Annotated in this window: 16 protein-coding genes; 11 read left to right on the forward strand and 5 right to left on the reverse strand. The window is 43.6% G+C overall.

Annotated features, from left to right (window positions below):
- The first annotated feature begins 297 nt into the window (after positions 1 to 297).
- The 3 genes from DFP76_RS16975 (at position 298) to rlmM (ending at position 3265) form a co-directional block, all read left to right on the forward strand.
- The gene (locus DFP76_RS16975) at positions 298 to 1395 is read left to right on the forward strand and encodes a GGDEF domain-containing protein (RefSeq protein ID WP_113875749.1); all 1098 of its coding nucleotides are present in this window, start codon (positions 298 to 300) and stop codon (positions 1393 to 1395) included.
- 137 nt (positions 1396 to 1532) lie between these two features.
- Positions 1533 to 2171 (forward strand): pseudouridine synthase, encoded by a 639-nt coding sequence (locus DFP76_RS16980; RefSeq protein ID WP_245931964.1) that lies wholly within the window; start codon positions 1533 to 1535, stop codon positions 2169 to 2171.
- A gap of 41 nt (positions 2172 to 2212) precedes the next feature.
- Complete coding sequence (gene rlmM / locus DFP76_RS16985) at positions 2213 to 3265, forward strand: 23S rRNA (cytidine(2498)-2'-O)-methyltransferase RlmM (protein ID WP_113875751.1); 1053 nt, start codon at positions 2213 to 2215, stop codon at positions 3263 to 3265.
- 67 nt (positions 3266 to 3332) lie between these two features.
- Here rlmM and DFP76_RS16990 read toward each other — a convergent pair whose 3' ends face one another.
- Together DFP76_RS16990 and DFP76_RS18300 are read right to left on the reverse strand one after the other, a co-directional pair.
- The gene (locus DFP76_RS16990) at positions 3333 to 5003 is read right to left on the reverse strand and encodes a L,D-transpeptidase family protein (RefSeq protein WP_113875752.1); all 1671 of its coding nucleotides are present in this window, start codon (positions 5001 to 5003) and stop codon (positions 3333 to 3335) included.
- On the reverse strand, positions 5000 to 5293 hold the full coding sequence (locus tag DFP76_RS18300) for a YkgJ family cysteine cluster protein (protein ID WP_425451764.1): 294 nt from the start codon (positions 5291 to 5293) through the stop codon (positions 5000 to 5002). The genes DFP76_RS16990 and DFP76_RS18300 overlap by 4 nt, the downstream gene beginning before the upstream one ends.
- Positions 5294 to 5442: 149 nt before the next feature.
- Here DFP76_RS18300 and DFP76_RS17000 point away from each other — a divergent pair, with 149 nt between their 5' ends.
- Positions 5443 to 6681: a GGDEF domain-containing response regulator gene (locus DFP76_RS17000; RefSeq protein WP_113875754.1), complete on the forward strand. Its 1239-nt coding sequence runs from the start codon at positions 5443 to 5445 to the stop codon at positions 6679 to 6681.
- A 70-nt stretch (positions 6682 to 6751) separates the two neighbouring features.
- Here the strand turns inward: DFP76_RS17000 and gatB are convergent, their stop codons facing one another.
- From gatB to gatC, 3 genes are read right to left on the reverse strand one after another with little or no spacing between them, the layout of a single operon-like run.
- Complete coding sequence (gene gatB, locus DFP76_RS17005) at positions 6752 to 8197, reverse strand: Asp-tRNA(Asn)/Glu-tRNA(Gln) amidotransferase subunit GatB (protein ID WP_113875755.1); 1446 nt, start codon at positions 8195 to 8197, stop codon at positions 6752 to 6754.
- 2 nt (positions 8198 to 8199) lie between these two features.
- Positions 8200 to 9660 carry an Asp-tRNA(Asn)/Glu-tRNA(Gln) amidotransferase subunit GatA gene (gene gatA, locus DFP76_RS17010; protein ID WP_113875756.1) on the reverse strand — a complete coding sequence of 487 codons (1461 nt, stop codon included), beginning with the start codon at positions 9658 to 9660 and terminating at the stop codon, positions 8200 to 8202.
- An 11-nt stretch (positions 9661 to 9671) separates the two neighbouring features.
- Complete coding sequence (gatC, locus tag DFP76_RS17015; protein ID WP_113875757.1) at positions 9672 to 9959, reverse strand: Asp-tRNA(Asn)/Glu-tRNA(Gln) amidotransferase subunit GatC; 288 nt, start codon at positions 9957 to 9959, stop codon at positions 9672 to 9674.
- A gap of 236 nt (positions 9960 to 10195) precedes the next feature.
- Between gatC and DFP76_RS17020 the strand changes: the two genes are divergently transcribed.
- The 7 genes from DFP76_RS17020 to DFP76_RS17050 all read left to right on the forward strand — a co-directional run bounded on the left by DFP76_RS17020 (position 10196) and on the right by DFP76_RS17050 (position 19341).
- Positions 10196 to 11239, forward strand: a complete 1044-nt coding sequence (locus DFP76_RS17020; protein WP_063333319.1) for a rod shape-determining protein — start codon at positions 10196 to 10198, stop codon at positions 11237 to 11239.
- Positions 11240 to 11306: 67 nt separating this feature from the next.
- Positions 11307 to 12089 carry a rod shape-determining protein MreC gene (mreC, locus tag DFP76_RS17025; RefSeq protein WP_245931965.1) on the forward strand — a complete coding sequence of 261 codons (783 nt, stop codon included), beginning with the start codon at positions 11307 to 11309 and terminating at the stop codon, positions 12087 to 12089.
- Complete coding sequence (gene mreD / locus DFP76_RS17030; protein WP_063333318.1) at positions 12089 to 12562, forward strand: rod shape-determining protein MreD; 474 nt, start codon at positions 12089 to 12091, stop codon at positions 12560 to 12562. The genes mreC and mreD overlap by 1 nt, the downstream gene beginning before the upstream one ends.
- 18 nt (positions 12563 to 12580) lie before the next feature.
- Positions 12581 to 13195, forward strand: a complete 615-nt coding sequence (locus DFP76_RS17035) for a Maf family protein (RefSeq protein ID WP_113875759.1) — start codon at positions 12581 to 12583, stop codon at positions 13193 to 13195.
- Entirely contained in the window at positions 13188 to 14642 is a 1455-nt protein-coding gene (rng, locus tag DFP76_RS17040; RefSeq protein WP_113875760.1) for a ribonuclease G, read from the forward strand. Before DFP76_RS17035 ends, rng begins: the two co-directional genes overlap by 8 nt.
- 17 nt (positions 14643 to 14659) lie before the next feature.
- On the forward strand, positions 14660 to 18511 hold the full coding sequence (locus DFP76_RS17045; protein WP_113875761.1) for a YhdP family protein: 3852 nt from the start codon (positions 14660 to 14662) through the stop codon (positions 18509 to 18511).
- The gene (locus DFP76_RS17050) at positions 18511 to 19341 is read left to right on the forward strand and encodes a carbon-nitrogen hydrolase family protein (RefSeq protein ID WP_113875762.1); all 831 of its coding nucleotides are present in this window, start codon (positions 18511 to 18513) and stop codon (positions 19339 to 19341) included. Before DFP76_RS17045 ends, DFP76_RS17050 begins: the two co-directional genes overlap by 1 nt.
- The last annotated feature ends 139 nt before the right edge of the window (positions 19342 to 19480 follow it).

Raw genomic sequence — 19480 nt, forward strand, 5'->3', positions numbered from 1 at the left:
CTGTATGTACATTACTTGTGCGCTTACAAGGCTAAATGCGGTTATTTGACCGATTAGTTAAACTTTGTTGCGTTCTAGGCTAATCCATATCAATATTCGTGCCAAATAAAGGGGTGAACGCGAGTGGTTTAATGAGAATCAGAACTCCTTGTCTTAGCTCATATTAATAAATGAACAAGAGTCAACTGGCAGTAGGAAAAACCTCATGCATTCTGTAGAATGTTGTAATTGATTGTTAATAGAGGTGGGATCTAGTGCTTCTGTAATGATTCAGAACCGCTTTAGATTGGGAATTCCGTGTTTTCTTCGCTTAAAAAAATAATACATACGATTTTGCATTTTGGCTTTAAAGACGATTATGCCAATGATGTAAACCAGAAGCATGTGGTGAATTTCTCCTACTTGGTTTTCTGCTTTGCCAGTGTTTTTTTGATCGTCATGTTTTCCCAGCCCTTTTCCCCTCTGGTTGTGATCGTCTCCATCTTGAGTCTAATATTGGCTTGTTTAGGATTGCGCTATAATTATCGCGGACAGTTTTCTCGTGCCCAGATCCTAATGCCGGTATTAAAAATGGCTCAAGTGACTATCTTGACGCTGTTTTATTTTGGTTCAGATAGCGGCTTTCATTTTCTCCTTGTGCATGTCATTGCTTATTCTTTTATTGTCTTTCGCGCTGATCAAAGGTTTGTCAAAGGCCTCATTGTTGTCATTGCGGCCTTGTTGTTTTTAATGTGTGAGTACTTGAGTTTAAAAGGCTTATATCTGACTGAGTCTAAGCAAAGCTTTATGCTGGTTTCGGTATTCTTTTTTATTGCTTTGTATTTTTCCATTGTCATCAATTTAGTGATGAGCCGTTTAAAATCCGTTAATCAACATTTAAGAGTGTTGGCAGAAAAAGACGAATTAACAGGCTTGTCGAATCGCCGTAAAGTCCTAGCGGATGCTGTGAATATTTTTGCTGATTGTGTGATTAATCATGATACCTGTGTATTTGCTATTGTAGATTTGGATCATTTTAAAAAAATTAACGATACTTATGGCCATGAGGCGGGTGATTTTGTCTTGGCGAAAGTGTCTGCAAAAATGCAGTCCGTTATTCGTACTACAGATAAAATTGGGCGTTATGGCGGTGAAGAGTTTATTATATTGATGCCGAAGACCAAACTGGCGCAAGCGGAATTGGTGATGGAGCATTTGCGACAAACGATCGCGGGTTTAACCATTGAAACTGAAAAAGGAATTATCATTCCTGTGACAATCAGTATTGGTTTAGCGCCTATCACGCCTGAGGTTACTCGTTACGAAGAGATTCTGGCGTCTGCCGATAAGGGGTTGTACGCTGCGAAAAGAAGCGGCCGTAACCGAGTTTCTGTCTCCCCAGATTTTCAAGATTGAAATTGTTCGTTTTCTATTGACATATGAGTTGTCCACTTTCTCTGTGGATAAGCTTGTTGGCTAAATTCTTAATTCCCTATGAATACTGAGAGAGGTCTTTCTTGCTCAAAATAATACATACTTGTGTGGATTACTGGGTGATCGAAAAACCAGCCGGAATGAGTTTTCATGCTGAGTCTGAATCCATGGGTGTTATGGAATCCTTGCATAAGGATTATCCAGATTGTGATTTTTACCCTGTTCATCGGCTGGACAAAATGACATCGGGAATATTGCTGGTGGCTTGTACTAAAGAAGCCGCGACGCTGTTTGGAGAATTATTTCGCCAACATAAAATGGAAAAACGCTATCTTGCCTTGTCACTGCGCAAACCAAATAAAAAACAAGGTACAATTAGCGGCGGTATGCAGGTCAGTCGTAGAGGTCAGTGGAAACTGACAAAAGAAAAAAATAACCTCGCTGTAACCCAGTTTTTTTCGAGTTATGTAGAAGGCAAAAGACTGTTTTGGCTTAGACCCCTGACGGGGAAAACACATCAGATTCGTGTGGCATTAAAAAGTGTTGCAGCGCCTATTCTAGGTGATGAACGATATGGTGGTGGTGCGTCGGATCGAGGGTATTTGCATGCTTATTCGATCGCATTTGAATGGCGTGGCGAGTCTGTTTGTTATCAAGTGGCTCCTTCTCTAGGAGAGCACTTTAGTCCGATTTTATTGGATCACGTGGTGAATCACTTTGTTGAAGCTAAACTGAAGTGGCCACAAACCAAACATTAATTAAGACTTGGTTAGACTTGTCTGACCGAGAAGGAAGTTGAATGAAAAATATTATTGCCTATTGCCGATCTGGTTTTGAGAAAGATTGTGCTGCTGAGTTGTCTGATCTGGCTGCCAGTAAGGGCTTTTATGGTTACGCTAAATTAGAAGCAAATTCTGGCTATGTGGTGTTTTGCTTCGAACAAGAAGATGCTGGTGAAAGCTTGATTCAGCAGTTGAATTTTAATCGTATTATATTTGCCCGCCAGATTATCGCGGCAAATGATCTTATTTCTTTAGAGCAGGGTGGTCGAGTCGAATCCTTACTGGAGGCTGCTAGAGAGCTGCCTTTGGCTGAGGAAATTTGCATCGAGACGGCAGATACGAATGAAGCTAAGTCACTCTCAGGGCTCATTAAGAAATTGGATAAGCCTTTACGAGAAGGTTGGAAGCGATCAGGTGTATTGAGAAAAAAAGCCGTTGGTGTTCGTCATCATGTGTTTATGTTAGATGGGCAATCCGCTTACCTCGGGGTGTCTTATGCGGCTTGCCGTAGCGAGTTTCCTATGGGCATTCGACGTTTGCGTTTTCCGGCGGCAGGACCAAGTCGTTCAACCCTAAAGTTAGAAGAAGCTTTTCTTCAATTTGTGCCGCAACAGACGCTTCAAGATGATCTGATCGAAGGTATGACGGCGGTGGATCTTGGGGCGGCACCCGGTGGCTGGACTTATCAATTTGTGAAACGTGGTATTCATGTTATCGCGGTTGATAATGGTCCGATGCAAAAAGAGCTCATGTCGACTGGTTTGGTGCAACATGAAAAAGCAGATGGTTTTAAGTTTGAGCCACCGCAAACAGTCGATTGGTTAGTATGTGACATGGTGGAAAGGCCAGTCAAAGTAGCGGATTTGATGGCCAATTGGTTGGCAAAAGGCTTTACCCGTCGTGCGGTTTTCAATTTAAAATTGCCAATGAAAAAACGTTACCAAGAAGTCAGTTTGTGTTTAGCTAATATGGAATCTTTGTTGAAAAAGGCCAAGGTTAGATATGAATATCAAGTTAAGCATTTATATCATGATCGTGAAGAGGTGACGGTCTGCGTCATGGTAAAGTAGCGCGACGTTGGTGTAGTAGAATAAAAAAACGCGAGTAAGGGTTGCTTCTTACTCGCGTTTTTTTTGATTAGATGGATTCGTTCGCTTGAAAAGCAACGTAGCCCATTGCTTCTTCCATTAGGTCGTCTCGTTGATATACATCGTTGCGGAATTCCGGCATGCCATTGGCGTTTGGTACAACGGTAAAGTACACCAGATAAACCGGAATGTAGCTTGGTAATGACACCACACTGTTTGAGTTATTTTTCAGCTTGTTGAGCATTTCATTATAAGACTTGGAGCCTTTAGTGATTTGCTTGGCGAACTCGTGTGGGTCTTCTAGGCGAACACAGCCTGAGCTAAAGGCTCTGTTTCTTTCTCTAAACAAGTGTTTTGCTGGCGTGTCATGCAAGTAGATTTCGTTTTTATTTGGGAACATAAACTTGAATTGGCCCAGCGCATTGCCTTCGTCTGGTTCTTGTTCAAAGCGATATGCGAGTTTTTCCGGATTAATGTTTTTCCAATCGATTTTTGTAGAATCCAACTCTTTTGCGCCAATACCCCAGCTTGAGTAGAGTTTATAGCCATGCTTGATCAGATAATTCGGATCTGATTGCAGTTTAGGTAATAAGTTTTCTCTGGCGATGCGGTGGGGCACTCGCCAAGTTGGATTGGTTACCATATAGGTCATTAGGCCTTTAAAGACAGGTGTTTTTCGCTCTGCTTTACCAATGACTACCTTCATCGATGTTAGCTCACCATTAAGATGCATATCGACAGTGTAATTGGTTAAATCAACCCAGATACGATTGGCTTCTAATTCGCTTGGTAGCCAGCGCCATCTTTCTAGGTTGTAAGCAATCTGTTTGGCGCGAGTAGTCAATGACACATTGAGCATTTCAATGGTTTTTGACCCAGCGGCCCCATCTGCGATCAGGTGATGACGACGCTGGAAGTTTTGTAGCGCTTTTTTCAATCGAGAGTCAAACCTGTCTTCCTGTACTTTACGAGTGGAAAAGCGAATGTCACCGAGTTGAACCAGTCTGGCTCTCAGTTGGGCAACACGCGGTCCTTCGTCGCCAAGTGAGAGTGGCACACCAGCTTCCACTAGGATGTCTTTTTCTTTGGCGGCCAAGTCTTGATAATACACTAACCATTTCTGTAACACTTGATACTGTGGACTGCGTGGCGCGAGCAAGGGCAAAGAATTGACCATGCTGGCAGCGGAATCAAGATACAGTAAATCTTTCCAATTGTTGTTTGGGGCGTCTAGTTGCCAGTTTGGATCAATTAATAGAGGTTCATAGCGGCCATTGCTTAAATCATGAGCATAACTGGTGAGAGCAATGGTGGCGATGACGTCCATTTCAGCAAGTTGTTGTGAGCTTGGCTGCTTCAGTTCAAGGTAGTTTTTGATGATATCGGTATGGTAATGAATCGGATTAAGACCGTGTGTATGGGAATCTTGTAGAATGTCGACTAGTTTATAGATGGACATGTCGATGGTCTTATCTTTGATCCAAACAGGTTCATAACCTCTCGCTTTATAAGCGGTTAACACGGTGTTGTTAGGTAACGCTTGACCAGCAACAGGTGTAAAAGCATTGAGTGTTAAAGAAACTTGCTCTTTGACACTGGTGGCAATTTGCGCCTCGCTGGGAGGTTCTATTACGAATTGTGGTTTGTTGCTTTGAGAGGAGCAAGCGCTTAAAAGTAAGCCTAGGCAGAAAACAGGAACAAACTGCTTTAGGGATTTCATATGGTTTTCCTTGACGGTGAACTCTTTAAATAAGCGGTATCATTTTCTAAGATGGAGATAATGGTTAACGCCTCTTCTCTTGAATTGCCACAAATGTCTTCATCGGGCATAAAACTAGCGCAAACTTTTGGTCTGGCTGGATCATTAAAAATGGCGCAGCGGAAATCCTCTAGGAGTTGGACGCAGGTTTCACCTGCCGCTTTGCCATTTGGCATGCCGGGTATGGCTGAGCTAATAGATGGTGCTGTGCAGCAAGCACCGCATCCAGACCGACATTGCATGTTTAGCATCCTGTATTGTAACTGGATAGTGTAAAGATATGGGAGTGTTTACAAATTGATACCCTGTACCACTATTTTAGAGTATCGCAATGTCGGGTCATAGGGGATAATCAAAAAATTAAGTGAAAATTTGTGTGTCGTTTGGAGTAGGTAGATTGATGATGTCCGATGAGTTCAAGGTGTTAGTGGTAGAAGATAGCCCCGTTGTCTTAAAGGTACTGAATCATTTGTTGTCTCAAACCCCTAATTTCATACCTGTACTGTGCTCAAATTATCAAGAAGCGCAGGCAAAAATTGAAGCGTCGGAGGGGGAGTTTTTTGCGGCCATAGTTGATTTGAATTTGCCTGATGCTGAAAATGGCGAAATTGTCGATTTGGTTCTGTCCCATCATATTCCTTGTGTTGTATTAACGGGTAATTTTGATGACGATCAACGATTAAGTTTGCTGAATAAAGGGGTGTTGGATTACATCACCAAAGACAGTCGTTATTCGTTTAATCATGTTATCAAGGTGGTTGAGCGGCTAAGAAAAAATCAAAATGTAAAAGTTTTGGTGGCGGAAGATTCTTCGACCAGCCGACTGTTTATTAAGATATTGCTAGAGCAATATCGCTTTAATGTCATAGAAGCTGAAGATGGGCAAGAGGCGTTGGCGAAATTGGAGTCAGACGACAGTATTCGTATGCTCATCACAGATTATAATATGCCGCATATTAATGGCTATGATTTGGTGCGTATGCTTCGTCATAATGCGCGCTTCCAAGATTTGGTGATTATTGGGTTGTCAGCGGAAGGAGACAATTCATTGTCGGCTAAGTTTATTAAAGCCGGGGCGAATGACTTTCTGAAGAAGCCGTTTTACCATGAAGAGTTCCATTGCCGAGTAGTGCATAACCTGGAAGCTCAAGAAATGTTAGAAACCATTCGTGAGTTAGCGAACATCGATCCTCTGACCAAGTTAAAAAATCGTCGTTACTTGTTTGATGATGGTGAAAGAATGTTCCGTAAATCCATTCCCAATGCTTCTCTCGCTATGTTGGATTTAGATCATTTTAAACAAGTTAATGATACCTATGGTCATGTGGTAGGAGACGATCTGTTGAAAGCGGTTGGTCAGGAGGTGATGACGCACTTTCCGGGGTTGCTTGCATGTCGTTTTGGTGGCGAAGAGTTTTGTATTGCTGCCAATGAGTCGGTGGCGGAATTAATGCCTAAGCTAGAGCGTTTCTTACAGGAAATTCGTGAAAAAGAGTTTACCGAGGCTAAGATTAAAGTGACATGCAGTATTGGTGTGTGTGGAAAGGATTTTGACTCGTTAGAGAAGGCGATAAAAATTGCCGATGACAATCTGTATGAGGCGAAACGTCTTGGGCGTAATCAAATCGTCACAGATTAATATTACAAGCGAGCAATAAAAACGCCGCTCATTATGAGCGGCGTTTTTGTTTTTAAAGTAGGGTGAAATATTACCCTTTCAGCATTTTGGCCAAGATAGGGTTGACGATCCCTGGGTTGGCTTTGCCTTGCGAAGCTTTCATGACTTGACCAACAAAGAAGCCAATCATTTTCTTCTGTTTGTCTTCATCTGCAGCACGATATTGCTCCACCTGAGCTTGGTTGGCATCCATAATAGTTTGGATCATGCTTTCAATGGCGCCTGTGTCGGTGACTTGTTTTAGACCTTTGGCGTCAATGATTTGATCTGCAGAGCCTTCGCCTAGCCACATCGCCTGAAAGACGTCTTTGGCTGTTTTACCATTGATTGTATTGTCTTTAATGCGAATCAATAGTTCACCAAACGCTTCCGCTGACACTGTGGATTGTGCGATATCAAGCTGTTCCTGGTTAAGGGTTTTGCTGAGCTCACCCATTACCCAGTTGGCCGTTAATTTCGCATCTTTAACTTGGCTATTAGCCGTTTCGAAGTAATCGGCCATAGCGCGTGAAGAGGACAGAACATTTGCATCGTATTCACTCAATTTGTATTCACTTTGGAAGCGAACCGCTTTTTGAGAGGGTAGCTCTGGTAATGTCTGTCGAATTTCTTCAACGTAGTCTTCTGTTAATTCAATCGGTAGCAAATCTGGGCAAGGGAAGTAACGGTAGTCGTTAGCGTCCTCTTTTGAACGCATGCTACGAGTTTCGTTTTTCTCAGGATCGTACAGGCGTGTTTCCTGAACGATCTTGCCGCCATCTTCTAAGATGTCTGATTGGCGCTCGATCTCTGTGTAGATGGCTTTTTCGATAAAGCGGAATGAATTTACGTTCTTTATTTCCGTTCGAGTGCCATACTCTTCTTGGCCTTTAGGGCGCAGGGACAAGTTGATGTCACAACGCATTGAGCCTTCTGCCATGTTGCCATCGCAAATGCCCAAATAAGTGACGATAGAGTGAATCATTTTGACATAAGCCACGGCTTCTTTGGCAGAGCGAATGTCTGGCTCAGAAACAATCTCCAACAAAGGTGTGCTGGAACGGTTCAAGTCGATCCCTGTCATGCCGTGAAAGTCTTCGTGCAAAGATTTACCCGCATCTTCTTCTAAGTGTGCACGGGTGATACCAATACGTGAGGTAGTACCGTCATCAAGCGTAACGTCTAAGTAACCTTTGCCAACAATTGGGTGGTCCATTTGGCTGGTTTGGTAACCTTTAGGAAGGTCAGGGTAAAAGTAATTTTTACGAGCAAAAACGGACGTCATACCAATTTCGGCATTGATCGCATGGCCAAACATAACCGCCATGCGCAATGCTTCTTTATTGAATACTGGTAGTGCGCCTGGCATGCCGAGATCAACTAGCGTGGTTTGGGTGTTTGGTTCTGCACCAAAGCCTACCGCGGCACCAGAAAACAATTTCGATTTGGTTGAGAGCTGGGTATGAATCTCAAGACCAATAACAACTTCCCAATTCATCTTTATGCTCCTTTTGCCATGTCAGGTGTTTGTCGATGCCAGTCGGTGTTTTGCTGGTATTGATGTGCTACGTTCAATAGCTTGGCTTCGGCAAAGTAGTTGCCCATGATTTGTAAACCAACAGGCATATTATTTGAGAAGCCTGCCGGAATAGACATGGCAGGAATGCCTGCTAGGTTGACAGACAAGGTGTAGATATCTTCTAAGTACATGGCGACAGGGTCGTTCGTTTTGCTGCCTAGGCCAAAGGCAGTTGTTGGTGCAACTGGGCCCATGATGACATCGACTTCCTGTAGAGCATTGGTGAAGTCTTGTTTGATTAGGCGACGAATCTTTTGTGCTTTCAAATAGTAAGCATCGTAATAGCCCTCAGACAAAGCATAGGTGCCAACCATGATGCGCTTCTGAACTTCTTGACCAAAGCCTTCTGCTCTTGAGCGCATGTACATATCAAGCAAATCTTTCGGGTCTTCACAGCGGTGGCCGAAACGGACACCGTCAAAGCGTGAAAGGTTGGAAGAGGCTTCAGATGGTGCAATCACATAGTAAGATGGAATGCTCAAATTAAGATTTGGTAGAGAAATCTCTTTGACTTCTGCACCAAGTTTTTCGAACTCTTTCACAGCGGCCATGATGACATCTGCCACGCCAGCATCTAATCCGTCACCAAAATATTCTTTTGGTAAGCCAATTTTTAAGCCAGTTAGCGGAGCATTCAAGTTGCTTAGGTAATCATCGTTCGGCGTTTCAGATGAGGTTGAATCTTTATCATCGAATCCGGCCATAGCCTGCATAATATGTGCGCAGTCTTCAGCGCTTTTAGCCATTGGGCCAGCTTGGTCGAGGCTGGAAGCGTAAGCAATCATGCCGAATCGAGATACACGACCGTAAGTTGGTTTCAAGCCTGTGATGCCGCAGAATGACGCCGGTTGGCGAATGGATCCGCCAGTGTCAGTGCCTGTTGCAGCAATGGCTAAGCCCGCAGCTACAGCTGCAGCAGAGCCACCAGAAGAGCCTCCAGGAACGGTGTCTAGGTTCCAAGGGTTTTTAACCGCACCGTAATAGCTGTTTTCATTTGAAGAGCCCATGGCAAATTCGTCCATGTTGGTTTTACCCAGCATGACTGCGCCAGCATTCTGTAATCGGCCAGTAACCGTTGACTCGTATGGCGGAATGAAGTTGTTAAGCATTTTTGAGCCGCAGGTGGTTAGCGTGCCAGCGGTACAAAATAAGTCTTTGTGAGCAATCGGGATGCCGGTAAGTAAGCTGGCATCGCCGTGTTGAATTTGTGTATCCGCATGAGCGGCTTGTTTTAGTGCAACGTCTTCACTGAGCGTGATGTAGCTATTAAGCTGAGGATCAAGCTTAGCGATACGGTCTAAAAAGTAGCGTGTTAATTCAACGCTGGAAATGTCTTTATTGCGCAATTGCGCGGCTAAAGTCGAGATGCTTTGGTCAAACATGCTTGTCTCTCTTAATCAATCACTTTAGGTACAAGGAATAAGCCCGCTTCAGTTTGCGGTGCATTCGCTAAGAAATCGTCACGACGATTCTCTTCTGTTACCACGTCATCACGTAAACGCTGCGTCATTTCAAGGGGATTGGATAAAGGTTCGATACCATCTGTATTGACGGATTGCATCTGTTCAACGAGAGATAAAACGCTGGAAAGTGATTGCTGATATTGTTCGGCATCTGCCTCCGTTAAGGCAAGGCGAGCCAAGTGTGCTATTTTCTGCACGTCTTGTTTGTCTATGGACATGTTCCACCTGATTCTTTCGATTGTCGTAAATGCTCTGATTGTATCCTTTAGTTGCATGCCTATAAAGCTAACTCAGTGAAAAACCGAGTTTTATTTGAAAACATGGGGGGATAAAGCGGTTTTCGATTGATTCATCAGAAGTTTTTTATTATTTGACGGGAATTACTTGCCCATTGGTCGAGTGATTGTTACATTTTGTAGCTGTTCGTATCGTATTTATTAGGGTGTAATAATTCATGTTTAAGAAAATCAGGGGAATGTTTTCAAGCGATTTGTCTATTGACCTAGGAACGGCAAATACCCTTATTTACGTTCGTGATCGCGGAATTGTTTTGGATGAGCCTTCCGTGGTTGCTATTCGTCATAACGGAAACCAAAAGACAGTTGCTTCTGTGGGAACGGATGCTAAGCGCATGTTAGGTCGTACGCCTGGTAACATTACTGCGATTCGCCCTATGAAAGATGGTGTCATTGCAGATTTCCATGTAACAGAAAAAATGTTGCAGTACTTTATTTCAAAAGTACACGAAAATAGTTTTTTGAAACCAAGTCCACGTGTATTGGTTTGTGTACCTTGTAAATCTACTCAAGTAGAGCGACGCGCCATTAAAGAATCTGCGTTGGGTGCAGGTGCTCGTGAAGTTTATATTATTGAAGAGCCAATGGCTGCGGCGATTGGTGCTGGTCTTCCTGTTGCAGAAGCATCAGGTTCTATGGTCATTGACATCGGTGGTGGTACCACTGAAATTGCCATTATTTCCCTAAACGGTATCGTAACATCGGAATCTATTCGTGTTGGTGGTGACCGCTTTGATGAGGCGATTACAACTTATGTACGTCGTCAGTATGGTAGCTTGATTGGTGACGCTACGGCTGAGCGTATCAAGAAAGAAATCGGCATGGCATATGCGACTGGTGAAGAGTTGCAGATTGATGTTCGTGGCCGAAACCTTGCAGAAGGTATTCCTCGTTCATTCGTTCTAAACAGCAATGAAATTTTGGAAGCACTACAGGAGCCATTGGCGCAAATCGTTCAAGCCGTGAAAGGTGTGTTAGAGCAATCTCCACCAGAATTGGCTGCTGATATTGGCGAAACGGGTTTGGTATTAACCGGTGGTGGTGCTTTGCTTCGTGAGCTAGATCGTTTAATCAGTGAAGAAACTGGTTTGCCTGTGATTATTGCGGATGATCCATTGACTTGTGTTGCCCGCGGTGGCGGTATGGCAATGGAATTAATGGATAAGCATGCCTCTGAACTATTTACTGCTGATAACGAGTAAAGGTTAGGAGCTTCACATTAATAATTCGCTTCTTTTTGGCGGTAAGATATCAAGTGCTCGATTTGTAGTGCTTGTTATCTTATCTATTGTCATGATTGTTGCTGATGTCCGCTATGCTGTATTTTCTCAGGTTAGGCCGTATTTGAGCCTAATTGTGACGCCGATACAGGAAGTGGTAAACGCGCCAAAGAAAATTTTTTACTGGGCTGGTGAACACCTAGAAAGTCGTGAAGGTTTAGTAAAAGAAAATCAGGCGTTATTGTCTGAGATTTTGGTGTTACGCAGTAAGCAACAGCGACTTGAGTCATTACAAGCTGAAAACGTGCGTTTGCGTGAACTGCTTGATGCGTCGCAACGAGTCGATGAAAAGATTGTCATGGCTGAGGTAATTGGTTTCGATCAGAATGCCTACAGCCATCGAATTATGATTGATAAAGGCTTCTCATCTGGCGCTTATGTTGGTCAGCCAGTGTTGGACGCCACTGGTGTGCTCGGCCAAGTCATTGAAACCGCCGCCTACAGTAGTCGTGTACTACTGATTGCGGATGCCAGCCATTTTGTTCCTGTGCAGCTTGCCCGCACCGGCTTTCGCGGTATTCTCAAGGGAACAGGAGACTTGAAGCGCATGGAGCTGCTGAGTGTCCCTCGTTCAATCGATATTAAAAAAGGCGATGTATTAACCACGTCTGGTTTGGATAAACGCTTTCCTCGTGGTTACCCTGTCGGTGTCGTAAAAAGCGTCAAATTATTGTCTGGTCAATCCTACGCTAGTGTTGATGTGGTTCCTTTAGCTCAATTAGGCCGAAGTCGACATGTCATGTTAATTGAAAAATCTGGGGCAGGGCGATAATGAAACCATTAGTAGTCTTTATGATTACCTTGTTAACCGCTTTGATGTTAGAGGCGATCCCTTTTCCAGAAGAGTTTTTGTGGTTTCGCCCTGAATGGGCGTTGCTGGTAATCTTGTATTGGGTAATCGCCTTACCTTTCCGAGTTGGTGTTGGCTTAGCTTGGGTTCTGGGGTTAATGGTAGACTTACTACAAGGCGGTATTATTGGTCAGCACTCATTAACTTATGTCATTATTTCCTACACTTGCGCTTTGTTTTATCAGCGGCTGAGAATGTATCACCGTTGGCAGCAAGGGGTTTTTGTTGCTGTTTTAGTGAGTGTGAACCAGCTGGTCGACTTTTGGATTGACCATTATTTAGGCTATGCTGAACCTACTTTGCTCATTTTTATGCCTGCTGTTGTGACGGGGCTTTTATGGCCTTGGTCTTTTATTATCCTACGCAGTGTACGGCGCATTTACTCGATTAGATAATTTTAATAGGACAATTTTATGCTTGTATTGGCCTCGGCCTCCCCCAGAAGAAAAGAGCTGTTAAGTCTCTTAGTGAGAGAGTTTGAGGTCCTACCGGCAGACATAGATGAGACGCCACAGGCTCAGGAAACCCCACAAGATTATGTGTTAAGAATGGCGGAAGAAAAGGCCATTGCTGCTGCCGCTAAATTCCCTTCTGTTTTTCATGCTCCTACCCAATCCTCTGTTATTTTTGTGGCGTCAGACACCAGTGTGGTGGTCGATCAGAAAATTTTAGGTAAGCCTGCTAATCTTGATGATGCAAAGCAAATGCTGCGAATGTTATCTGGACGAAGTCATCAAGTTATGACGTCTTTGTGCCTTATGGATTTATCGGGTGAGCATAAAGTATCGACCTGCGTAAATACAGATGTGACGTTTCGGGCTATTTCGGATCTTGAAATTGAACAGTACTGGCGTAGTGGTGAGCCACAAGATAAAGCAGGGTCTTATGCGATTCAAGGTCATGGCGCTGTGTTTGTAGCGTCAATGCAAGGCTCTTATTCGGCGGTTGTTGGTTTGCCTTTGTTTGAATGCGCGCAGCTGTTGTCACAATTTGGAATTCATTCTTTAGAGGAGATGTCTCATGAGTGAAGACGTACTCATTAATGTCACTCCCATGGAAATTCGAGTTGCCCTCGTTGAAAATGGGGTATTGCAAGAAGTTTATATTGAACGCTCTAGTCGTAAAGGCATTGTCGGTAATATTTATCAGGGCAAAGTGGTTCGAGTTTTGCCTGGAATGCAGGCAGCTTTTGTCGACATCGGTTTAGAACGAGCTGCGTTTATTCATGTTTCTGAAGTGGCTGACCGAGATGCGGTGAATCCGAGTGATCAAATTGGCGATTACCTTCGAGAAGGTCAGTCATTGGTTGTGCAGGTTACAAAAGACCCGATTAGTAGCAAGGGCGCACGCTTAACCACACATCTTTCTATCCCGTCGCGTTATTTGGTTTACATGCCAGATCAATCTCACGTTGGTGTGAGCCAGCGCATTGAAGATGAGCAAGAGCGTGATCGTCTTAAGCAATTGGTTTCTGAAGCCTTGACTGATGCGGACGAAAACAGTGGTTATATTTTACGAACTGCGGCTGAAAGGGCGGGAGAGGAAGAGATTCTAGCGGACATCAAGTTCCTTACACGCCTTTGGCAATCCGTAAAGCGTCGTATGAAAAACGCAAAAGCCCCGTCTGTTATATACGAAGATCTACCTTTGCACCTTCGTACCATGCGAGACCTGGTAAGCCTAACAACTGAAAAAATTCGCATAGACTCAAAAGAGAATTATGCCAAATTGCGTTCGTTTGCGGATGACTTTATTCCAGAGTTGGTTGGACGGATTGAGTATTATCCTGGTGAGCGTCCCATTTTTGACCTATACAGTGTTGAAGATGAGATACACAAAGCCTTAGATCGTAAAGTCCAGCTTAAGTCGGGTGGGTATTTGTTAGTCGAACAAACTGAATCAATGACCACGATTGATGTTAATACTGGGGCGTTTGTTGGTAGCCGAAACCTTGAAGAAACCATTTATAAAACCAACTTAGAAGCAGCCACGGCCATTGGTCGTCAATTAAGGCTTAGAAACCTTGGTGGCATCATCATAATTGACTTCATTGATATGGAAGATGAAGAGCATAAACGCCAAGTGCTACGTATGCTTGAAAAGGTATTGGATACTGATCACGCGAAGACCAAGATTACCGGTGTATCTGAGCTTGGTTTGGTTGAAATGACTCGTAAGCGAACCCGTGAAAGCCTTGGTCAGACTTTGTGTGAGCCTTGTCGAGCTTGTCGTGGCAGCGGTTTGGTGAAAACGCCTGAAACGGTCTGCTATGAAGTGTTTCGTGAGATTTTACGCGCAGATCGGGCTTATGATTCACAGACTTACACTGTCTTGGCATCTACTTCTGTGGTGGAACGATTCTTGGACGAAGAAAGTGCGGCCGTAGCCGAATTAGAGGCTTTCATCGGTAAAACCATTCGCTTTCAGGTTGACTCTGTGTATACGCAAGATCAATATGATGTTGTGCTTCGCTAATTGAATGGCTTTTTAACATGAGTTGGATATTCCGCAAGCTGACCCTGTTTTGTTTTTGGGGGCTTGTTACATTTTCCGTCATATTGGCTGTGTTTGCGTCCAGTGTTGGTTATTTGCTGCCGTATTTGGACAATTATCGTCCTCAGATTGAGCGTAACCTGACGCAAATCACAGGCTATCCCGTCAGTTTGGGGCCAGTGGATGGTGCGTTAGAGGGTGTCGATCCGATTTTTTCGGTGTCTGACTTTCGATTGACAGCGAACGGCACACCTGCAATTGATATTGATGAAGTGCAAGTACGCATTGATACCATCCATTCTTTGCTCTCTTTGCAGCCTCAATTTACCTATATTCGTTTTGTTCAGCCTTCTATTTCGTTACAGGAGACAGATGGGCAATGGCGTTTAAATGGCGCAGAAGCCAAGCAACAAGCCAATGATGATATTGGTTTAGAAAGGGTGTTGGGTTATTTATCTGCTCAAAAAAACTTTTCTATTCAAGAAGCCCGCTTACAATTACACAGTGAGCGCTTAGGTTTCCATCGAGTTTCCTTCCCTGAAATTTATCTCTTTCAAAAACAATTTGAGTCATTGCTAACCTCAACATTTTATTTGGACGATGGCAAAGAGCCTTTTCAAGTCAATGCCAGAATCGAAGAGCCGTTGGGCTTTTTAGGGCATTATCGAGTGAATGCTGAGATAGAAATGCCGATGATTGATTTACCCGTTTCGGCTCTGTTTTCAGATACTGTTCCTGCCTTCAAATCCGCTCGTTTTGGTGGCAATGTTTGGGTAAATGCCTTGGTCGGCAAAGAAGTCTCCGCTCAATTAGCGTCAACGACGTTGCAGCTAGGTTTTGAAAATGGTGAGGAATACCATGTGTCAGGTGCGGCTACTATGCAGCTTAAATTGGATAAGCCGAGTGTCAAATTAGACGTTAAAGGTCTTACCTTTGTTGATGCGGATGGGGCCTCTTATACTGAGAGCAATTTGGCGCTTAATTGGTCAGAGATAACTCGTCGGGCAACTTTATCTTACGACCAACTCAATCTTGAACTAGCGAATCGCTTAGCGCAACAATTCTTACCAGAAGAGACTCGAGCGTCTAAAATTTTATCAGGGTTGGCACCACGAGGGATGGCTAAAAACGGCCGTTTAACGTTAGACTTTAAGGGTGATGAGCCTCACTTTGAATTAGTGACCAATTTGGCCTCAGCGTCTGTTGAAGGGCACAATGGCATACCGAGAGCCAATAATATTGATGCTGTGTTTGGCTTATCGGATACCAATGGTTACATCGACTTCATTGGTCATGATAGTCAATTGGCGTTTGATGAACTTTATGATGATGCATGGTTAACTCAGTCTGTATCCGGTTATGTTCGCTGGCAAAAACAACAAGATATCTATTTGGTCGCTGGGCAAGATTTAGTGATCGAGCGAAATGGGGCAAATGTACAGGGCGGTTTTCGCCTTGAGGTTCGTCAAGATCTGCCTGACTGGATTGCACTGGATTTGCATGGTGATAACCTTCCAGTGGTAGATCGTTTGACCTATGTGCCGCCCAATGTGCTCAATAAAGACCTTAATCAATGGCTAAAAGAGTCTTTTGCAAATGCCGGTCAAGTAGAGAGTTTTGACCTGCTAATACACAGTAATTTGTCCGATAACTATGATTCTCATGTTCGACTTCAGATGGACGTCAGTGATTTATCCTTAACCTTTGATAAAAATTGGCCGACTGCAGAAAAGGTGAATGGACATTTTGAATTGGATAAATCCGGCGTTCTTGTCCAAGTCGATTCCGCTATGATGCAAAGCATGCCAGTTTCAAATCTTGCTATCTCAGTCCCGGTTGTGAATGGGGAGGCAGATTGGTTAAAGATTAATGGTGGCATGCAGGAAGATTCAAAGAATGTACTTTCTATGTTGTCTGCAAGTCCGTTGGCTGATTCAGTGTTAAAGCCTTTTGAAAACTGGCAATTAACGGGTGATATAAGTGGTCAATTCGACATTTCGATTCCCTTTAATGAAGCGCTTAGCCCTAAAATCGATTTACAAGTGGACTTTGCTCAGAATCCGTTGACCATTGGGGATATTGGCTTGAGTCTTGATATTGATACAGGTCAGCTCAAATACGACTCAGAAAACGGTTTGCTCGGGTCTGAGTTTACTGCCACGTTATTTGGTGGTCAGTCGCATCTTACTTTATCTTCCACGCAATCAGAACAAGGCATGTCTGTTTTAGGTGACCTCTCGGGCGAGGTGCAGCCGCAAATGATTGCTCGATGGCACAAATTGCCTGATGCTGTGATTGAGCAAGTATCTGGCTCCACTCAATATCGTGGCACATTAGCCGTGAATCAATCGCAAGATGGTCAGGTGGATCTCAGCATTGAAAGTGATCTGCAGGGTGTGGAAATAGCATTGCCGGCACCGGTTGGTAAAGTGGCCACAGACAGTAAATCTCTTGATATTAAGTTGAGGCAACATGAGCAGGATCTGGTGGTGGATGTTGATTATGATGATTTGTCAAAAGGCCGTTTTTTAATACAGGGCACTGGTTTTACGGGTGGCGAGCTGTTATTAAGCGCTACGAAAGATATGTCTTTCGCACAGAGCATTCCGAAAGGCTTAGTCGTTCGAGGTGCGTTGGACGATCTGGCGGTGTCTTCTTGGCAGGACATTATTTTTGGTTTGCATCAGGAGTTAGTGTTATCTAAGCCGACAGAATCAGGGCCTCCAGCTTGGCTTTCTACGGTCGATTTGATTATTGATCAGGTTGATGTAAACGATAATAACCAATGGAATAACCTCAAGATTCGGTACGACGGGTCACAAAATCAGGCGTTGTTGGTGAACGCTGATGAGGTGAACTTCGCTTTAAGAAATAGTAACGGTCAGCCAGATTTACATTTTGGTTTCCTCAGTTGGCGTTTTGCAAAAGAGGACGAGCTTTCTGCTGCTGATAGCGATCTAAATACTGCTTCTGAAACAGGTCTGAATGAGGTAGATCGAGCACCAATTGCAGCGAAGGATGTGCCAAATATGACGTTGTCGGTGGATGAGTTGTATTTAAATGATAAACCTTATGGTGACTGGCAATTAAAAATCTCTCAACAAGGTGACGCTTTGAGGATAGATCCTATTTCAACCAAACTGAAAACGGGCAATTTTAACGCCAGCTTGTTTTGGCAGGATACAGGACCAAGCTCAAACGTTGAGTTTATGGTCAACACCAAAGGTAAGGATCTAGCCGAGTTGACAGGTAAATTCTCAGATGAAGCCTTTGTGTCATCAGATTCGTTTAATATTAATGTGGCCTTAAGCTGGCATGGTCATCCATTCCATTTTGACCGAGAGTCAGTGACGGGGCGTATTGGATTCTTAGCCGAAGATGGAAATTTCAGTCAGGTGGATGAGTTGCCCGCTTTCTTGAAAGCATTGGGTATTTTTAATGTTGGTGCATTGAGTCGACGTTTGACTCTGGATTTTTCTGATATTTATGAGCCAGGTTTAACCTATGATGAGTTCAAGGGCGAAATGATATTGAAAGATGGTGTATTAACCACTAAAAAGCCGGTTTCTATTATTTCTCCAACGGCAGAATTGTATTTGTCCGGTACGGCTAATATTGTTGATGAAACGCTGGATGAAACCTTGACGGCTACTTTCCCGATATCTGGCACCTTGCCTTTAGCAGGCTTAATCTGGGGAACGCCGCAATTAGCCGGTTTATTGTTTATTACTGATAAGCTTATTGGTGATCAAATTTCAAAAGTAACCAGTGTTCAATATAAGGTGAAAGGCTCGTTTAGTGAGCCAGAAATGACACCAGTTCGCTATAAGCCAAAAGAAAGGAATAATTAATGGAAAGCTTATCTGTTGCCGCCATTCAATTGACCAGTAGTAATGCATGGCACGAAAATCTTTTAGAAGTAAAGCGTCTTGTCTCGGCCGCTGCCAAAGACGGTGCTCGTCTGGTGGTGTTGCCAGAAAATGTCTTTTTGTTTGATGGAAAAGGCATGCGACGTCTTGCTGAATCTGATGTTCAGCAACAAATACTGACAGAGGTTTCTGAACTGGCCAAAACGTTGAATATTTATTTGGTGATTGGTTCGCATCCATCGATTCAGACGGAATCGGGTCAGTCCGTACCTTCTGGACGAGTTCGTCAAACCTTATGGGTGATTGGACCGGATGGAGACTTACTGGACAGGTACGATAAAATTCATTTGTTTGATGTCACAGTTGATGACAAAGCAGGGTCTTATCTAGAGTCTGAAGTGATTGAGCCGGGTGATTTACTGCCGAAAGTAGTAGATGTTGATGGTTTTAAAGTTGGCTTAAGTATTTGTTATGATGTGCGTTTTCCAGAGTTATATCGCCAGCTTTCAGAGCAGGGTGCGGAACTGTTGTTAGTGCCTGCGGCGTTTACTTATGTTACTGGTAAGGCTCACTGGGCGACTTTATTGGCGGCTCGTGCGATAGAAAATCAATGTTTTGTATTGGGCGTGAATCAATGTGGTTGGCATAATGAGAAACGTCAAACATATGGGCACAGTAGTCTATATTCGCCTTTCGGTGAAAAACAATTGTCTTTGTCCGAAGAGCCGGGTTACTTTGTACAGCAAATCCACAAATCGGATTTGATAAAATGTCGAGACAAGATGCCTTGTCTATCGCATCGACGCTTATAGAATCGATTGCCCAGTATAGATCATAAAAAAACTCGCTTTGATGGTGTAATCCCCCCAAAAAATGATTGGGGTTTTAAGTAGAGAGTTTTATGATCAATGCATCAGGAGCGATCTATGAAGAAGTCACGTTTTACCGAAA

Origin of the sequence: Marinomonas aquiplantarum, from assembly GCF_003314975.1 — a bacterium.
In the GTDB taxonomy this organism is placed as follows: Bacteria; Pseudomonadota; Gammaproteobacteria; order Pseudomonadales; family Marinomonadaceae; genus Marinomonas; species Marinomonas aquiplantarum.